The sequence below is a fragment of the Akkermansiaceae bacterium genome (assembly GCA_017798145.1).
In the GTDB taxonomy this organism is placed as follows: domain Bacteria; phylum Verrucomicrobiota; class Verrucomicrobiia; order Verrucomicrobiales; family Akkermansiaceae; genus Luteolibacter.
In genome coordinates this window covers 3,198,738-3,214,716 of sequence record CP059069.1, presented here as the reverse complement: position 1 = coordinate 3,214,716, position 15,979 = coordinate 3,198,738, and the positions used below count along the sequence as shown (strand labels likewise).

Below are 15,979 nucleotides of genomic sequence, written 5' to 3'. Positions count from 1 at the left end.
GGGGATGCAAGGATCCCTGCCTACGGCTTTTTCCCCATGATCCCCATCTCGTGGATGGACCAGTAGAGCCTGTGCTTGCCGGTCTGGGAAATGCGGAGGAACTTCGCCCCGGTGGGTGGGAAGGAAATCTCCAGCAGGGCGTTTTCCCCTTTCCCTTTCGCAACCGGCTCGCCCCAGGCCTTGCCGTCGTCGGAAAGCTGCACGGCGTAGCCCCGCGGGAAATCGCCGTTGGAGCCGCGCGCATCGAGGGTCACTCCTGAAACCAGGGTCTTGGCGGGCAGCTCGACCTGGATCCACATGCCCGGATCCATTGATTTCCCCGTGGTGTAGCGAGACGACGGGTCGCCGTCGAAGGCGGCCTTCAGATCGCTGGCGTTGTGGCTTGCGCTGAGCTTCCAGTCCTTGCTGTAGGCGAGGGCGGGTGGCTCCAGTTCCTCAAGCTCGGCCACCGTCCAGGGAGTATTGCGGTCGCTGTGCCGCTTGCGGAGGGCTGCCACGAATTCGGCGGAAATTTCCGGGGCGGAGTTCCCGAAGCTGTTGCGGATGTAGGTGGTGGCATCGGCGATCCATTGGTCGTCGTTGGATGCCATCGGCACCATGAGACCTTCGTATTCCTTCCCGTCCACATTACCGGAAAGGCCGTGGAGGATAGCGCGAACCGCACTGGCACCGGTGCCTGTCACGCGGGGCGTCCCCACGAAGGATGGGGCGAGTTTCTCGCCCGGCTTGCCTACCATGGGCGCACCTTTCCCGTCGGCTCCGTGGCAGGCGAAGCAGAGTTGTTCATAGATCACCTTGCCGCGCTGCATGGATTGCGCGAAGCGCTCTCCGCGCTGTTTCTGGGCGGCGGCCAGCAGCGCATCGTTCGCGGCGGCACCCTTGGCCTGCAGCATGGCTTTCACCACTTCGGAATCGCCATGATTCGCAACGATATTTGCGCCCACGGCGACAAGCGCCGGATTCGTGGTGCCGCTCGCCTGGAGGGAATTGAGGTATTGGACGGCCATTTCCATGTCGTCGGGAAACGACCCTTGCAGCGCCGCGACCACGGTTTCTTCCTCCGCCGCCATGAACGGCTCCGCTACCCGCACTGCGGAAGTGCGCACGATGGAGGACTGATCCTTCAGCGCGGCGGCGATGAGCGATGGCTCGAGTTTCCCTATCCCTTCCAAAGTCCAGAGCGCGTGGAGGCGGCCGAACTCGGATCCGCCCTCGCGGACAATTTTCTCGAGAGCGGGAACCACCGTCTCGCGGTCATCGCGGAGGATGATGAGTTTCTGTGCGGTGTCGCGCCACCAGCCGTTGGGGTGTGAGAGATGGGCGAGGAGGGCGGCGGTGGATTCGCCGAGCATCTTGGGCTGCGGGCCTGGCTTGGAATCCCTGTGGACCAGGCGGTAGATGCGGCCATTGCCGATGTTTTCCGCCAAGCCCCACTTGTCGATGATGCCGCGCAGGTAGCTTTTCGGCTGCGTCCAGTTCCCCTGCTGGATGATTCCGCGGTGCATGTCCACGATGGCCATCCGCCCGTCCGGCGTGGTGGCTGTCCACACGGGGCGGAAATTCACATCGCGGGTGCGGATGAATTCCGTGCCGGGATCGGCGTTGCGCAGGACGGTCTTGGCATCCGTGCGATCCACCTGGACGCGGCGGATGAGGCGACCCACCGGCTCCGGGATGAAAAGGTTGCCCCGCATCTCATCCGGAAGGCGGTCGCCCCGGAAAACGGATTGGCCGGCGACTCCGGTGAAAACATTCAGCCCGCCGTTCGGGCCGACACGGCGGGGGCCGCCCTGGACATCCGGCACCTCGGCGATGGGGTTGACGGTGCGGAATCCCGTTTCCTCCTGGCCCTGGAGCTCCATCGGGCCGTAGACAGGCGGCCGCTGGTATCCTTCCGCAGGTATCTCACCGCCCGCGCGGGAGTAATAGAGCCGCCCCCAGTTGTCCTGGGACAGGCCCCACTGGCCGTTGCCCTTGGGCAGGTTCTGGACCTCCAGCCTGCCGTCGGTGAAACGGTAGCGCTTGGCCTCGTAGGTGAGGTAGAGCCAGTTGTCCAAGCCCCACATCAGGCCGCTGGGCTGGTGCTCCATGTTGCCGCCGCGCTTGCCGCCTTCGAACACCTTCACCTTCTCGTCCGCCACGCCGTCGCCAGTGCTGTCCCGGTATGTCCAGAGATCGAGGGTATTGGTGACGCCGACCATGACCCTGTCGTCGAGCGGCAGGACGAAGCGGGGCAGCAGGAGGTTGTCGGCAAAGATACTATGTTTGTCGTATTTCCCGTCGCCATCCGTATCCACGTGTTTGGTGATGCGGCTTTTCGGCTCCTGCTCGCCGGTGGCATCCGCATCCTGCATGTAGGTCCGCATCTGCACAACGTACATGGCTCCGTTGCCGTCCCATGCGCACATCACCGGCTCCTCCACCTCCGGCTCGCTGAGGATCAGCTCCAGGCCGTAGCCCTCCGGCAGCTCGATGGATTCCAGGGCTTCCCCCTTGGTGAGAAACCCTTTCTGGTAGATCTTCTCGCCCGGGGTTTCCGCCCCTGCGGGGGCGAGCAGGGCAAGGGATAGCGCGAGGAGAGGGACAGAGGTTTTTGTTTTCATGGGATGTGAGGATAGGCAGGCAGGCGGCGGATGGAATCCATAATTCGGTGACGGGGCGGGATGCAGGCGGGGGAACTACTCGAAGATCGCATCAAGAGCCGAGACGGTTTCCTCGCCGGCCTTTGCAAAGAACATGTCTGCGGTACTGGTGTCTCCGGAGATCTCCGCGTAGAGGCCGGCCATGGCCTGGGCTTCCCTGTCATCGGCACGGTAGCCTGCGGCGAGGGCGGCAAGGGCGGCGCGGTCTCCGGAGGCCAGCTCTGCAAAGTTGAACGATGCCCGCTTCTCGCCCTGGAGGGCCTGGAATGTCAGCTGCCAGTTGCTTTCCACCTTGGCAAGCCAGACATCGGCCCTTGCCTTGGTGATGCGGACGGGGATGGGCTTGAGGCTCCCGGAATGATTGAGCTCCGCAAGCGCCTTGAGCAGGGAATCATCCAGCAGGGCTATGTTTTCCGCAGAGATCGGACGCGCCTTCCTGACCGGCGGAGCAAGCCCGGATGTCGGCCTCCGGGCACCCGCCCCGCCACCGGCGCCGGTGATGCGCAGCCGCTGCTTTCCGAGGGAAAGGAGGATGGCACCGGTGGCCGTCGGCAGGATGCGGGGACCGTAGGATGTGTCCGAGTTGCAATCCGGCCTGTCCCGCCCCCAGGGCTGGAGGATCAGGCCTCCGTTGTGCGTTTCCGAGAGGATCAGGAAGGTTTTCATCATGTCGAAATACCCGCGGAGCTTCTCCGGCTGGTCGCTGCGCGCCGCCCCGAGCACGCTCCAGAAAGCGTGCAGGTTGGATGCGGCGTGGCCGTCGAAACCGTTGCCGGGGCCCAGCACACAGGTGTTGGCCGCGTGGGTGCCGAGGTAATTCCATGAGGTTTCGTTGCCGCCGATGAGATGGGACAGAGCCCCCATGCCTACCGGTGCGAGGTGGGTGCCGGTTCTCGTGGTCTTGTAGGGCTTGGTCGGCTCCGGGGCGAATTTGTAGCGCGGGTTGTTGCGGTCCACCCTGCGGATGTCCGGGCCATCGCCGGAGTGCTCGGTGAGTATGTTCGTGGCGGCTTCCTTTTCCAGCCAATCCGTCGGCTTCCAGCGCGGATCCGCCTTGGTCGGCCAGACGATCTCATACTCGCCGATGCCATCCATGCCCGTCGGGCAGACATAGCCGGGGCCCCTGCCGCTGAGGCCTTTCTTGGGATCCTTGAGTTTGATGATTGCGTGGCGGTGTGCTATGTCGCTGTCGTTGAGCTTGTCGGCGTTTCCGAAGGCGTAGGCGATGTTGACAGCCTCTGGCGAGGTGCTGTTGAGGTAGTGCTGGTGGATGTTGTGGTGGAGGCGCTCGTCGTAGGGCAGGCCGGCTTCCTTGAAGAGGCTCATGCCCAGCATCTGCAGGCCGGAAATGGCGGCGATGGATGCGTAGGGCTTGCGCCCGGTGACGCGGAGGTTGATCTCCGAGCGGTGGGTGTAGATCCCGTTCCCGTTGTGGCAGCCCTGGGGCATGGCTGCGGCGAGCGATTCCATCGCCGAGAGCAGTTTCCTATCCTTGGTGAGGAGGTATTGCTCGCCCATCACGATGCCATCGAAGCCCCAGTTCCACATCTGGAAGCCGCCTCCGCCGGGGTCATAGGTTTTCCCGTAGTATCCGGAAACGGCGCTGTCGATGATCCTGTCGTACTTCGGGATCCCGCTCGCCATGAGTGCGAGCAGCTGGTGGGCGTGGCCGTGCGGGCCGCCGCCGAAGGAGTTCTCCTTTTTCCAGTTCCCGGACTTGTAATCCATCACCATGAAATCGCAGAGCTCCTCAAGCATCATTTCGGAGCGCTTGCAGTTGTAGGGAAATGTCTCGGCGAAGCGCCCGACCTGGCGGAGCTGGATTTTCACCTCTTTCTGCCCGCTTTTCTCGCCCTTGGGCCATACCGTGAGGGACAGCAGGCCGTCCTTGCCCTGGCTGTCCTCGATGTGCCCGGCAAGCTCCAGCATGGGGCCGTCCCAGCCGCCCCCGCCGGGCAGATTCCTGCCAAAACGGTGGGGGGTGCTGAATTTTTTCCCGTTGGCCCCGGCGATGACATCCTCCGCTTCCACCAGGCCCTTGGCTGGGGATTTCGCATCCTGGAAAACGTATTTGACCACGAGCACCTCGGGTTTGTCGGGATAAATCCGGGCGCGGATGCCGGTTGGGCCGAGGTTGAGCAGCCATTTGATGCCGCCGAGTTCCTTGGCCATTTCCTCGTCGTAGTAGCTGCGGAGATCCGTGCCCCAGGGGTACTCGCCGCGTTCCATGACGGCGGAGGCGCCCTGTATCATAAGGAAAAACGGGATGAGGGAGAGACGGAGCCTGGCCTTCATGGAGTCAAGGGCTGAGGGTTTGGAATCGGGGCGGGGTATGCGGATGCATGTCATTTCCCGGCAGCCGCCCATGCCTCGCCGGCCTTGGCGATCTGAGCCTCATCGAGGCCGAAGCCCCTGAGCACACCGACGGCCATCATCTGGTTCCCGGCGGGATTCATGTGGACCCCGTCGCGGGTGAGGAGATTGCCCTTGCGGTCGGCACCGGCGGCGGTGAGCTGCGCCTGCATGGCCGCATTCAGGTCGGCAAGGAGGCATTTCCTTTCCTTGGCGAGCTCGATCAGGAAAGCGTTGTAGGGTACCAGTTTCTGGTTCAGATCGTTGGCCGCGTCCTCCTTGATCATGGTGGAGGTCAGGATCATGACCTTGATACCAGCGGCCTGGCACTGATCGACGATCTTGGTGATGTTTTCCTTGTATTCATCGAGAGGGACACCCTTTGCGCCGTGCCAGACATCGTTCACGCCGCAGCTGAGCGTCATCCAGTCGGGCTTCTTGGAAAGCACATCCTTCTCGAGGCGGGCGAGCATCTGGTTGGACTTGTGGCCGCTGATGCCGGCCGGGATGGCGGTTGTCTTGATTCCGTTCGCCTCCAGACCGCTGATCACAAGGGACACATACCCGCCGGGCTTCGCCCCTGCCTGGGTGATGGAGTCCCCCATGAAGGCGATTTTCTCCCCGTCCTTGACCGCGATTTCCGCCTTCAAGGCACCCGCCGAACCCATCATCAGGGTCGCCGCTACCATCATCGTTCCGATTTTCGACATGAGGTGGATACTAGGGGAAAACGGGAACCTTTCCAAATCCTTTTGCCGGGCGTTTCCGGAAATGGGTCCCTTTTCCCCGCGGAGCATAACTCCGGGTGGAAAAATGATTTTCCGGGGGATGATAAGAGGTGGGACGGGTAGGCGTATCCTGCCGCATCCCAGCTACCTGAAGTCGCGTTCGCGCGGCATGCGCTTGGTTTCGTTCCGGTCATCCCAATGAGAGCATCAGCATTCATCGCCACTGCCATCACCGCATCCATCAGCACCGGATGGGCGGAGGGGAACAAAGCGGCGGCCGCTTTCACCGTGCCTGAAAACGCGGAAGCGATCCTTGACCGCTATTGCTACAACTGCCACGACGAGGACTCCCAGAAAGGCGACATCCAGCTCGACGACATCGGAAGCCTTGACACCCAGAAGCGCCTGGATCTCCTGAACCGAGTCCAGGAACAGATCTATTTCCAGCACATGCCGCCCAAGAACAAGCGGCAGCCGGATGAGGCCGAGCGGAAAGCGATCCTTGCGGTCATTTCCGCAGAGCTTGGAAACCACAATGCCTCTACCCTCGAAGGCAAGCTGCAGAAGCCCGAATACGGCAACTACATCGACCACGAAAAGCTCTTCTCCGGCGAATACAAGGATGTGCCCGCCTACACCACCGACCGCCGCTGGCTGATCAGCGAGTTCATCTTCAACGCCAAGTTCCAGCGCATCCTTGAGAAGAAGACCATGGCGAACCGGGGCAAGAAGCGGTTTGAAGTGGTCGGCAGCAAGAGGTTGCAGGAAGTCTCGCTCGCCAACCCCTTCCTCCTGCCCAAGACCATCGGCGTGCGCTACTACGCGAACGAGGATCTCACCGGCGGCCACCTCTCCAGCATGCTGACCAACGCGCAGGCCGTGTCCGAATACATCACCGACGTCCAGGTGCCCAAGAGCAAGGGCAAATACCTGCCTGCGGCCATGGAAATCATCGCGATGGAGGAAGCCCATGCGGCCACCATCACCGCACGCCGCGCATTCCTTGAAAGCCACATCGAGCGGATCTGCGAAGAGATCTACGGTGACCGGAATGAGTCCATGCTGCCCACCTTCGTGCCCGTCGTGCTCCAGCCGCTGCCTGAACTCAAGGAGGGCGAGAAATACAAGAAGGCACCGATGGGCGTCTCGACGGGCATGCTGGAGAAACTGGGCGCGGCTCCGCTCGTCTATCACACCCTGACCGATCCCAATCTCTCACAAATGAGCGACGACGAGTTACGTGGTTACTTCGAGCGTGTCTGGTTCTACCGCGGCGACCACGAGCGCACGATCCAGAGTCGCATGGCAATTCTCAGGGAGTATGTTTCGGACTTCCGCGGGATCGCCCAGGAACAGCTCAGGAGGCACAAGAAGATCGAATACACGCCACTCGCCGATGAGGAAATGGCGGTGATTCGTGCTTCCATCCAGCAACACCGCAAGAAGGGCGACCGTTATAACACCCTCATCGACGAGTGCGTCACCGACTGGGAGCAGTCCTTTGCCCAGCAGCGCAAAGACGCCGGCCCGCCAAGCCCCGAGACACTCACCGCACTGGCCGGCCAGCTTTCCGGGCTGATCCTCGAGCGCGAACCCACGCCTGCGGAAACCTCCGAATACGTCGCGCTGACACAATCGTACGTCGAAAAGCTCGGCCGTCGCAAGGCGGTGCAGAAGCTGATCCAGACCTTCCTGCTTTCCACCGAATTCGCCTACCGCAACGAGCTGGGTGCAGGCGAACCGGACGAGCACGGACGCCGCATGATGTCACCCCGTGACGCCAGCTACGCCATCGCCTACGCCCTGACCGACCAGAGTCCGGACGCGGAACTGGTGGCCGCAGCAACAAGCGGCCGCCTCAACACCCGCGAGGACTACAAGCGCGAGGTCGAGCGCCTGCTCGCCAGGCGCGATGTGCGGTCGCTCATCGACCCCATCCTGGAGGACAAAAGCTGGGCCGAGAACACCACGGACATGCCCATCCGCGAGCTGCGGTTTTTCCGCGAGTTCTTCGGCTATCCCAAGGCGCTGGAGATTTTCAAGGACGAGAAACGCTTCGGCGGCGACCGCCTGGACCAGGCGACCAACCGCGTGGTCAACGAGGCCGACCGGATCGTGGAATACATTCTTGAGAAAGACAAAAACGTGTTCGAAGAGCTGATCGGCACCGAGGAATTCTACGTGTTCCATGACGGTGACAACGAGGCAATGACGGCAGACTCCGACCTGATCAAGCGCATCTACGCATACTTCAAGGACAAGGATTGGAAAAACTTCGGTTACAAGGAGCTGGCCGAGCACACGGATTTCCTCCGCAAGAACCCAATGCGCAACATCAACCCGGACAATCTCAAATCAGGGAACCGCTCGGGCGACGGCCTGAAGCTCTTCAAGAAATCCATGACTTCCATCACCGCCCGTCTCGACAAGGGCCAGAAGGACGCCGCGCCCTTCGACATGTATCGGGGTTACGGCTCCGATTTCATGCCCGGCGAAAACGTCGCGATGCTGTGGGGCTACAGCAAGGACAACTGGAACTGGTCGGCCACCCAGCCGGCGAAAGTCCCCAACCGCAAGGGCATGCTGACCCATCCCGCCTGGCTCCTCGCCCACGCTTTCAACACCGAGACCGATCCCGTGCACCGCGGCAAGTTCGTGCGCGAGAAACTTTTGGCCGGCACCATCCCTGACGTGCCGATCACGGTGGATGCGGTGATTCCGGAGGATCACAACAAAACCCTGCGCGACCGCCTTGCCATGGCCACGGAAACCAAGTCCTGCTGGCACTGCCATGAAAAGATGAACCCTCTAGGCAACACCTTCGAGATGTACGACGACTTCGGCCGGTTCCGCACCGAGGAGTATCTGGAATATCCCGAACACCTGGTCACCAAACGACCCGACGAGGCGAAAGACCGCAACCACCTGCTGGATCTCCGCGATATTTACAAGACCCTTCCGGTCGATTCCTCGGGACATCTCGCCGGCACCGAAGACCCTTCGTTGGACGGGGATCTCGTGGGTGCCGTCGATCTCGCGGAGCGCCTTTCCAAATCGCGCCGGGTGCGCCAATCCTTCATCCGCCATGCCTTCCGCTACTTCATGGGCCGCAACGAATTCCTTTCCGATTCGAAAACCCTGATCGATGCCGAGCAGGCTTACGTAAACAATGGTGGTAGCTTTGATGCCGCAATTGTATCACTATTGACCTCGGATTCCTTCATTTACCGCAAACCAGCAGAAAACTAGACCTATGTTCAGCAGAAGAAATTTCCTCAAAACCTCGGCGCTCGGAGCCGGTGCCATGTCCCTTGCACCGTCCTTCAACCAGCTCTTTGCCGCGCCAAGCGGTGCGGGCGCGGGCATCCCGAAACGCTTCATCTTCATCCGCAAATCCAGCGGCCTCCGCCCGCTCGAAAGCGCGCTCATGAATTTCTCGGCCAAGGACAAGGCGCTCGATGACGCGAAGCAGCCCTTCGAGGCGGATCTCAGCAAGCACGAGCTGCCCAAGTGGCTGCGCGGTCTCGACGACCACAAGGAGAACATGACCATCCTCCAGGGGCTCTCCGCCAAGATGAGCGAGAACGTCCATTACTCCTTCTCCTCCGTGATGGGCTGTTTCAAATCCAACCGCAACACCCTCAGCGCCATCAAGCGGACGACGATCGATTTCGAACTCGCCAAGCTTTTCCCCTCGCCCTTCGGCCACGTCGAGCTGTCCTTCGCGGATGGCCGCACCGGCATTGTTTCCGGTTACTCGGCACCCGCCCCGCAGACACGCAACTACTGCTACGCGGATCCCGACACCGCCCGCAGCGAGCTTTTCAAATCCGTCCTCAACCCGGATGCCGTCAATTCCGACAACGATATGCTCGCCTTCCTCCAGGGCAAGGAAGGTCTGAAGGAGAGCGGCTTCAAGGGCCACGAGGTGAAACGCCAGGAGGCGCAGGTGGAATCCATCGACAAGATCCGCGAGCGTAACAAGAAGCTCATCGGCATTTCCGGAACCCTCGCCAAGTTCCTGCCCACACTCGATCCCGTCCATGCCGACGGCGGCGAAAACGCCAGCACACCCGAGAAACAGGCAGCCATGACAGACGTGCTCATCGCCGCCATGAAAGCCGGCCTGACCAACGTCGTCACCTACACCATCGACGACCTCGGCACCCCCATCACCGGCCTGCCCGGCAACGAGACGGATCGCGTCGGCATCCACCCGCTCGGCCACGACGAGGCCTTCGGCGGAGTCCCCGCCTGGATGACCCGCGAGCAGATCCGCATCAGCCACATGAACCAGGTGAAGACGATCGTCGAGAAACTCAAGGCCACCCCCGAGGGCAACGGCACGATGTTCGACAACACCATGGTCATGTATTTCCCGGAAAACGGCGAAACCCACCACGGCATCGGCACGGAATCCCCCTTCATCATCATGTCCGGCCGCAACTGCAACCTCGACATCGCCGGCCGCTACATCCGCCTGCCCTACCTCGGCAACGAAGGCCACAAGACCCTCGGCAACTGGTACACCACCCTCCTCAACGCCCACGGAAACCCGATGGAGCACTACGGCGACCTCGACCTCGAAATGGCGCGCAAGAAGCTGGATCAGACCGGTGCCATCAAGCAGTTCATGGCGTGATGCCGCCCAGGGAAACAACCCTGAGATCCCGCAGGAAAATGAGAAAGAACTTCCGCTTCGCCGCCATCCTCATCCCTTTGCTCGCCTCCATGGCCGATGCCAAGCCCCTCAAGGTCTTCATCCTTTGCGGGCAGTCGAACATGGAGGGGCACGCGCAGACCCGGACTTTCCCGGCGATCGCGAAGGATCCGAAGACGACGGACATCCACAGGGAAATGGTCGGCGCGGATGGCAAGCCCAAGGTGATCGACGATGTGTGGATCGCCTATTCCTACGGCGATTTCGGTGGGAATCCGGTGGGGAAAAAGTCCGGGCAACTGACCGCAGGATATGGCAGCCAGCACCATGTCGGGACGGGAAAGATCGGCCCCGAGCTGACCTTCGGGATCTACATGAACAAGGCGCTCAACGAACCCATCCTGCTCATCAAGGACGCGTGGGGCGGCAAGAGCCTGATGGTCGATTTCCGCCCACCGAGCGGCGGCGAGATCGCCGATGAACAAGTGCGGGAGAAAGCGGGTGAGGGCGCAGGCAGATACTACAATCTCCTCATCGAGCACGTGAAGGAAGTCCTTGCCGACCCCAAGCAAGCCTATCCTGGCTACGATGCGAAGCAGGGCTTCGAGCTGGCCGGTTTCGTCTGGTTCCAGGGATTCAACGACATGGTCGGCCCCTATCCGAAGGGGGGATCCGGCAAGGACAAGGATTACTCCGAATACAGCCGCCTGCTCTCCTGCTTCATCCGCGACGTCCGCAAGGATCTCTCCGCTCCAGCGCTTCCCTTCGTGATCGGTGTCATGGGTGTGGGTGGGGAAAATGGCAGTGTGGCGTTCCGCCAGGCCATGGCAGCACCGGCAGAGACGGATGAATTCAAGGGCAATGTCACCAACGTCTTCACCCACGAATACTGGCCTGCGGAACTGGACGACGTCCGGGCGAAGGAGGGTGAAGCCAAAAAGGAATTTGCCGACAGGCTGAAGGCGATCAAGGAGCTGCAGAAGGGCGGCGGTGACTGGAAGAAGAAACAATCCGAGCTGGATGCGGAGATGCGGGCGAAGGTCGAGAAGACCCTGAGCAAGGACGAGCTGTTCCTGCTGGACAACGGCATCTCAAACCAGGCCTTCCATTACTGGGGCTCCGCCAAATTCTTCGCGCAGATCGGCAAGGCCTTCGCCGAGGCTTTGTTGGAAATGAGGTAGGTGGCAGAATGCGCATCACCCTTCCGCCGAGCTCTTGAAGACCTCGCGGAACTTTTTCTCCGCATCCAGCGAGCCGATCAATACCAGCTCGCCGTCGTCCGGAAGATCCTCGAAGGGATCCGGATTGATCTCGCGATCCCCGTCCCGCTCGACCGCGATGATGGAGCATCCCGTCCGCGAGCGCACCGCGGATTCCGCCAGCGACTTGTTGGCGAGTGAGGACGGGACTTTCGCACGGAAAATGGTGATGCCCTCCGCGAGCAGCACGGTATCGCTGCCGCGCAGGTGGTTGAAGATCGTGTTCGCTCCCATCGAGGCATAGGAGAGCGTCAGGTCGGCACCGGCGCGGTGGAGCCGCTTGGCCTTCGATTCGTGGGTGCAGCGGCTGATGATCTGGATGCCGTGGCGGAGGCGGCGGTAGAAAATCGTGAGGAACACGTTGATGTCGTCGTCATGCGTCGTGACGATCACCGAGCCCGCCTCCTGCAGCCCGGCTTTCACGAGGACATCGAAGTCCGAGGCATCGCCGACGATGGCGTTATCGATGCCGGCCACCCGCTCCGGCAATTTCTCGATGATGACCGATGGGATGCCCGCATCGGTGAGAGCCCTCGATGTGGCCCTGCCGACCCGCCCGCCGCCGGCGATGACCACGCTGCTGCGCTTCTCCCCATCCCGTTGCCGCCCATAGATCTCGTTGTATCTGTCGAAGTGGCTTTGTGCCCCGGCGAGCACCAGGACCGTGTGGACGCCGATTTTCGTGGTTGGATCGACCGGCTCGAAATGGCCATGCACCCAGATCCCGACCACCGTCACACCGCTCTCGGCGCGCAGCCCGCTCTCGGCGATGGTTTTGCCAACCAAGGGCGTTTTGGCGGGGCTCGCCTCGGCGATGAGCAAGCCGTCCAGATCGCCGATCAGGTGGGCGGCGGCGTCATTGCCGATGACACGCCGCGCGAGCGCCTGCCCCATCATTTCCTCAAGCCGCAGGATATGGGTGACACCCGCCAACTCCAGCGCGTCGCAACTCTGCTTGGCCGTCGCGGAAGCCACGATGGGCACGTTTTCGGAGAGCTCCCTCACCGTGAAGGTGACGTTGGTGTTCATGATGTCGCCAAGCGTCGTGACAACCATCGCGGCGCGCTCGATGCCGATGCGGCGGTAGGTGTCCGTATCCGTCGGGTCGCCCACGACGATGGGCACGTTCTGCTCGCGCAGTTCCAGCGCCTGGGCGATGGTGGGCACCAGCACGACGTAGCGGATGTCGTTTTCCGCGAGCATCCGGATCAGCATCGCGGAGACGGGGCCGTAGTTCGTGAGGATCACGTGTCCGGAGGTGCCGGGCGGCAGCTCGACGGGTGCGTTGGCGCTTTCCTGCGCCTTCATCCATGGGGCATAGAAAAACTCGATGAAGGTGAAGGGCAGGATCACCAGCAGGAAAAGGACACCGGAAACCAGCACGACGATGGAGAACAGCCGCCCGGCATCCGACTCGAAGGTGATGTCCCCGAAGCCAAGCGTGGACATGACCGTGAGCGTCCAATAGACACCGGTGATCCAGCTGTGGTGCTGTCCCTCGCGTTCCATCAGGTAGTGGAAGACGATGCTGTAGGCACCGATCAGCAGGAAAAGGACACCGAGCAGCTTGAGCAGGGCGAGCAGGTTGATCCGGCTGGTGCGGTTCTTCATCAGGGTGCTGACGACGGTGACGATCGTTTTCATGTTCGGCGTTGCCGCCAGCATAGGCGGATCGCGATTCCATGGCACTCCCCAATTCGGTCATGGCTCGTTCAAGTGAAACGCTCCCCTTTCGTTGCCAGGCCCGTCGCGTGCTGCGGCCTCTGCGAATGTGCGGCACGGATCATGTGCCGGGGCATCATCCCATCCGCGGAAGGGACCGCACCGAAGAGTTCCATGACCTGCCGGAGGCCAAGCCAGAGTCAAGCCCCATGCGTCCCAACAATTGGCATCAGGGCGACACCACCCGGTTTTCCTTTGCGGCGAGATCCGCAGCGAAACCGATGCGGTGGCCTTCGATGAAATCCTGCGAGCCGTCCGCAAGCAGCTCGGGGAGCGAGTGGATCAGCCCGAAATCCCCACCGCCGTGGCCATGGTAATCCCCGGAATCCTGGCTCTGCACAGCGATGCATTGCGGTTGGCCACCGTGCGGCCGGAGCTGGATCGATGGCTCCCCATCGCCGCCCATGCCTTCCGACCAGGCTTCGAGAACCCCTGCCGTCCCATAGATGCGGATCCAGCGCCCGGTGTCGAACGCGGTCATGGTGAGGTCGGCGGTGATGCCGTTCTCGAAATGCACCCCGACCACCTGATGATCCGGCGTGTCGTGATCGCAGCGGTAGGCGCAGCGGCCCCATTTGCTGGTCTTGATCCAATCGAGCACCGCCGCATCGTCCATTGTGGCGGCGTCCGGGCGGACATGCCGCACCCAGTTGCGCTGGTCTGTCAGGTAGCGGTGGGCATCCCAACTGCATATCCCGACATGCGGGCAACCGTCAGTGCAGCGGTCGGTCGCTCCCTCGGGTGCCTTGTCCGGGCGGAAATGGGAGGTGTCCTCGTGGCTAGTCACCGAAACGGCGCGCGAGCCTGCGAACCATGCCAGAAGATCCGTGTCGTGCGAGCATTTCGCTATGATCATCGGCGTGGACTCGGCTGTCACCGACCATTTCCCCCGAACGTACGAATGCACGTTATGGAACGGTCCGACTCCCTCAGAGGCCTGGATCGTGACGATGTCGCCGATCTTCCCTGCGTCGATGACGCCCTTGATCGTGCGGTAGAAAGGGGTGTATCGCAGCACGAAGCAGAGGATGAGCTTGCAGTTGTTTTCCTTGGCTATGCGCGCCAGTTCCTCGCACTCCTCGGAACTCTGCGCGGCAGGCTTTTCGAGGAGGACATCGTAGCCGAGCCGCAAGGCGGCGGAGGCGTGGCCGAAATGCTGCGCGTCCTGCGTGCTGACCAGCGCGACATCCGCGAGACGTTTCCCGGTGGCCAGCAGCTCCTCGCCGCTCGCGAATTCCTGCGGGTCGTTCTCCCCGGCAATCTCTTTCATCACGGCCAGCGCGGATTCGGAGGTGTCAGAGATGGCGACGATGCGGTGCCCGAGCTGGCGGGCGATCCGCATGTAGGTGCGGCCGCGCGAACCGCAGCCTATGACGGCGAAGGAAAGGGATTTGCTCATGTTGGAAATGGGAAACGGGTCACTGGACCGCCGCGTATTTGTCGCTGAGCCGCTTCCAATATCCAGACCAATATTCGTCATAATAATCCAGGCCGGCGGTCTTGATGTGCGGCAAATCCTCCACCACCGGGGATTTCGCGGGATCGTAACCCTTGAGATGATCTTTCCCGGCGCGCTCGCGGGGGGAGACGAAGCGCCACTCGTTGTCACCGAGGATTTCCTTGAGGAAGTCCGCAAGCATCGGATCGTATGTCTTGAGCTGGGCGCGGGTGTGGATGTGGTTGTGGTCGTGGTCCATGGTGCGGTTGGTGTCATACCATGCCTGCACACCCTCGGCGAAATACTCAGCCCGGTTCTTGGATGCGTAGCAGTCCTTTTCCCCGCCGAAGACAATGAGCACCTGGTCATCGCCCGTGACCTTGGCTGCGGAGGTCGTCGGCTCGCCGTTCACGAGGATATCGCCGCCATCGAGACATTGTTTCAAAAGCTCGGGGGACTGGGCGGGGAAGGCCTTCACCAGCGCATCGAGGAGAAGCACGGGCTCCTTGCCCTCCACCCTGCGGAATCGCTGCGCGGCATACCCGTCGTTGTAGAGCCCCTTTGCCTTGGCGTTCTCGAAGGTCTCCGTCCAGCGCTTCGTCAGCGCCTCGTCGAAGCCCGCGCCATGGATCACATGGCCGAACTCGTGGATCAGGATGCTCTCGATCTGCATCCCGCCCTCGTATTCCATCACGTCCTCCTCGGCGAAAAACACCACGTAGCGGTCATCCACCTTGCTCAGGAAACCGCGTTGCCGCCAGTTGTAGAAATCCAGCTCCTTGCCGGTCTTTTCGCTTCTGAACTGCGGCACATCGGATGTCAGCTCGTCATGCGCCACGAGGATGCACAGCACCTTGTTGTCGCGGATCCGCTGCGCGATGTCCGGCCTCAGGTCCGTCATCATCCTCTCGAAAAGATACGCCGCCTCCAGATGCGTGTAATCCGTCACCTTATCGGAAGTGGCGATGAGTATGTCCTGCACCATGGTGCCTTTTTTGAAAAAGGCGGAGTCGAGCTTGTATTCGGCGGCGAGCTCCTTGGACAGGGGCTGCACCTCGCCGGCGGACGAAATGCCAACCAGGGAACTCAAAACCAGCGATGCACAAAAAATTGCCGGACGGGGGAAGGAACACAGAACCATGCGGTGATTTTGGCGGCTGGCCTTGGCCCTGTCGAAC

The 15,979-nt window shown here is 61.7% G+C and carries 9 protein-coding genes; 3 read left to right on the top strand and 6 right to left on the bottom strand.

Annotation, left to right across the window (positions count from 1 at the left end; genetic code table 11):
- Positions 1-20: 20 nt before the first annotated feature.
- The 3 genes from HZ994_13700 to HZ994_13690 all read right to left on the bottom strand — a co-directional run bounded on the left by HZ994_13700 (position 21) and on the right by HZ994_13690 (position 5,704).
- Positions 21-2,603 carry a discoidin domain-containing protein gene (locus HZ994_13700; protein QTN33321.1) on the bottom strand — a complete coding sequence of 861 codons (2,583 nt, stop codon included), beginning with the start codon at positions 2,601-2,603 and terminating at the stop codon, positions 21-23.
- 75 nt (positions 2,604-2,678) lie between these two features.
- On the bottom strand, positions 2,679-4,937 hold the full coding sequence (locus HZ994_13695; GenBank protein QTN33320.1) for a hypothetical protein: 2,259 nt from the start codon (positions 4,935-4,937) through the stop codon (positions 2,679-2,681).
- Positions 4,938-4,987: 50 nt separating this feature from the next.
- Positions 4,988-5,704, bottom strand: a complete 717-nt coding sequence (locus HZ994_13690) for an SGNH/GDSL hydrolase family protein (GenBank protein QTN33319.1) — start codon at positions 5,702-5,704, stop codon at positions 4,988-4,990.
- 216 nt (positions 5,705-5,920) lie between these two features.
- On the opposite strand from HZ994_13690, the gene HZ994_13685 reads away from it, so the two are divergent.
- The 3 genes from HZ994_13685 (at position 5,921) to HZ994_13675 (ending at position 11,563) form a co-directional block, all read left to right on the top strand.
- Positions 5,921-8,971 carry a DUF1588 domain-containing protein gene (locus tag HZ994_13685; GenBank protein QTN33318.1) on the top strand — a complete coding sequence of 1,017 codons (3,051 nt, stop codon included), beginning with the start codon at positions 5,921-5,923 and terminating at the stop codon, positions 8,969-8,971.
- A 4-nt stretch (positions 8,972-8,975) separates the two neighbouring features.
- Positions 8,976-10,364 carry a DUF1552 domain-containing protein gene (locus HZ994_13680; GenBank protein QTN34404.1) on the top strand — a complete coding sequence of 463 codons (1,389 nt, stop codon included), beginning with the start codon at positions 8,976-8,978 and terminating at the stop codon, positions 10,362-10,364.
- An 89-nt stretch (positions 10,365-10,453) separates the two neighbouring features.
- Positions 10,454-11,563 carry a hypothetical protein gene (locus tag HZ994_13675; protein ID QTN34403.1) on the top strand — a complete coding sequence of 370 codons (1,110 nt, stop codon included), beginning with the start codon at positions 10,454-10,456 and terminating at the stop codon, positions 11,561-11,563.
- 15 nt (positions 11,564-11,578) lie between these two features.
- On the opposite strand, the gene HZ994_13670 is transcribed toward HZ994_13675, so the two are convergent.
- The 3 genes from HZ994_13670 to HZ994_13660 form a co-directional block, all read right to left on the bottom strand.
- Positions 11,579-13,285 carry a potassium channel protein gene (locus tag HZ994_13670; protein ID QTN33317.1) on the bottom strand — a complete coding sequence of 569 codons (1,707 nt, stop codon included), beginning with the start codon at positions 13,283-13,285 and terminating at the stop codon, positions 11,579-11,581.
- Positions 13,286-13,532: 247 nt separating this feature from the next.
- A complete protein-coding gene (locus tag HZ994_13665) occupies positions 13,533-14,762 on the bottom strand; it encodes a Gfo/Idh/MocA family oxidoreductase (GenBank protein ID QTN33316.1) in 1,230 nt (409 codons plus the stop codon).
- 19 nt (positions 14,763-14,781) lie between these two features.
- Positions 14,782-15,891 (bottom strand): hypothetical protein, encoded by a 1,110-nt coding sequence (locus HZ994_13660; protein QTN33315.1) that lies wholly within the window; start codon positions 15,889-15,891, stop codon positions 14,782-14,784.
- Between the last annotated feature and the right edge of the window lie 88 nt (positions 15,892-15,979).

What these genes read in the sequence shown, in the direction of transcription:
- HZ994_13700 (QTN33321.1), bottom strand. Translation starts at nt 2,603, where the DNA reads ATGAAAACAAAAACCTCTGTCCCTCTCCTCGCGCTATCCCTTGCCCTG.
- HZ994_13695 (QTN33320.1), bottom strand. Translation starts at nt 4,937, where the DNA reads ATGAAGGCCAGGCTCCGTCTCTCCCTCATCCCGTTTTTCCTTATGATA.
- HZ994_13690 (QTN33319.1), bottom strand. Translation starts at nt 5,704, where the DNA reads ATGTCGAAAATCGGAACGATGATGGTAGCGGCGACCCTGATGATGGGT.
- HZ994_13685 (QTN33318.1), top strand. Translation starts at nt 5,921, where the DNA reads ATGAGAGCATCAGCATTCATCGCCACTGCCATCACCGCATCCATCAGC.
- HZ994_13680 (QTN34404.1), top strand. Translation starts at nt 8,976, where the DNA reads ATGTTCAGCAGAAGAAATTTCCTCAAAACCTCGGCGCTCGGAGCCGGT.
- HZ994_13675 (QTN34403.1), top strand. Translation starts at nt 10,454, where the DNA reads ATGGCCGATGCCAAGCCCCTCAAGGTCTTCATCCTTTGCGGGCAGTCG.
- HZ994_13670 (QTN33317.1), bottom strand. Translation starts at nt 13,285, where the DNA reads ATGAAAACGATCGTCACCGTCGTCAGCACCCTGATGAAGAACCGCACC.
- HZ994_13665 (QTN33316.1), bottom strand. Translation starts at nt 14,762, where the DNA reads ATGAGCAAATCCCTTTCCTTCGCCGTCATAGGCTGCGGTTCGCGCGGC.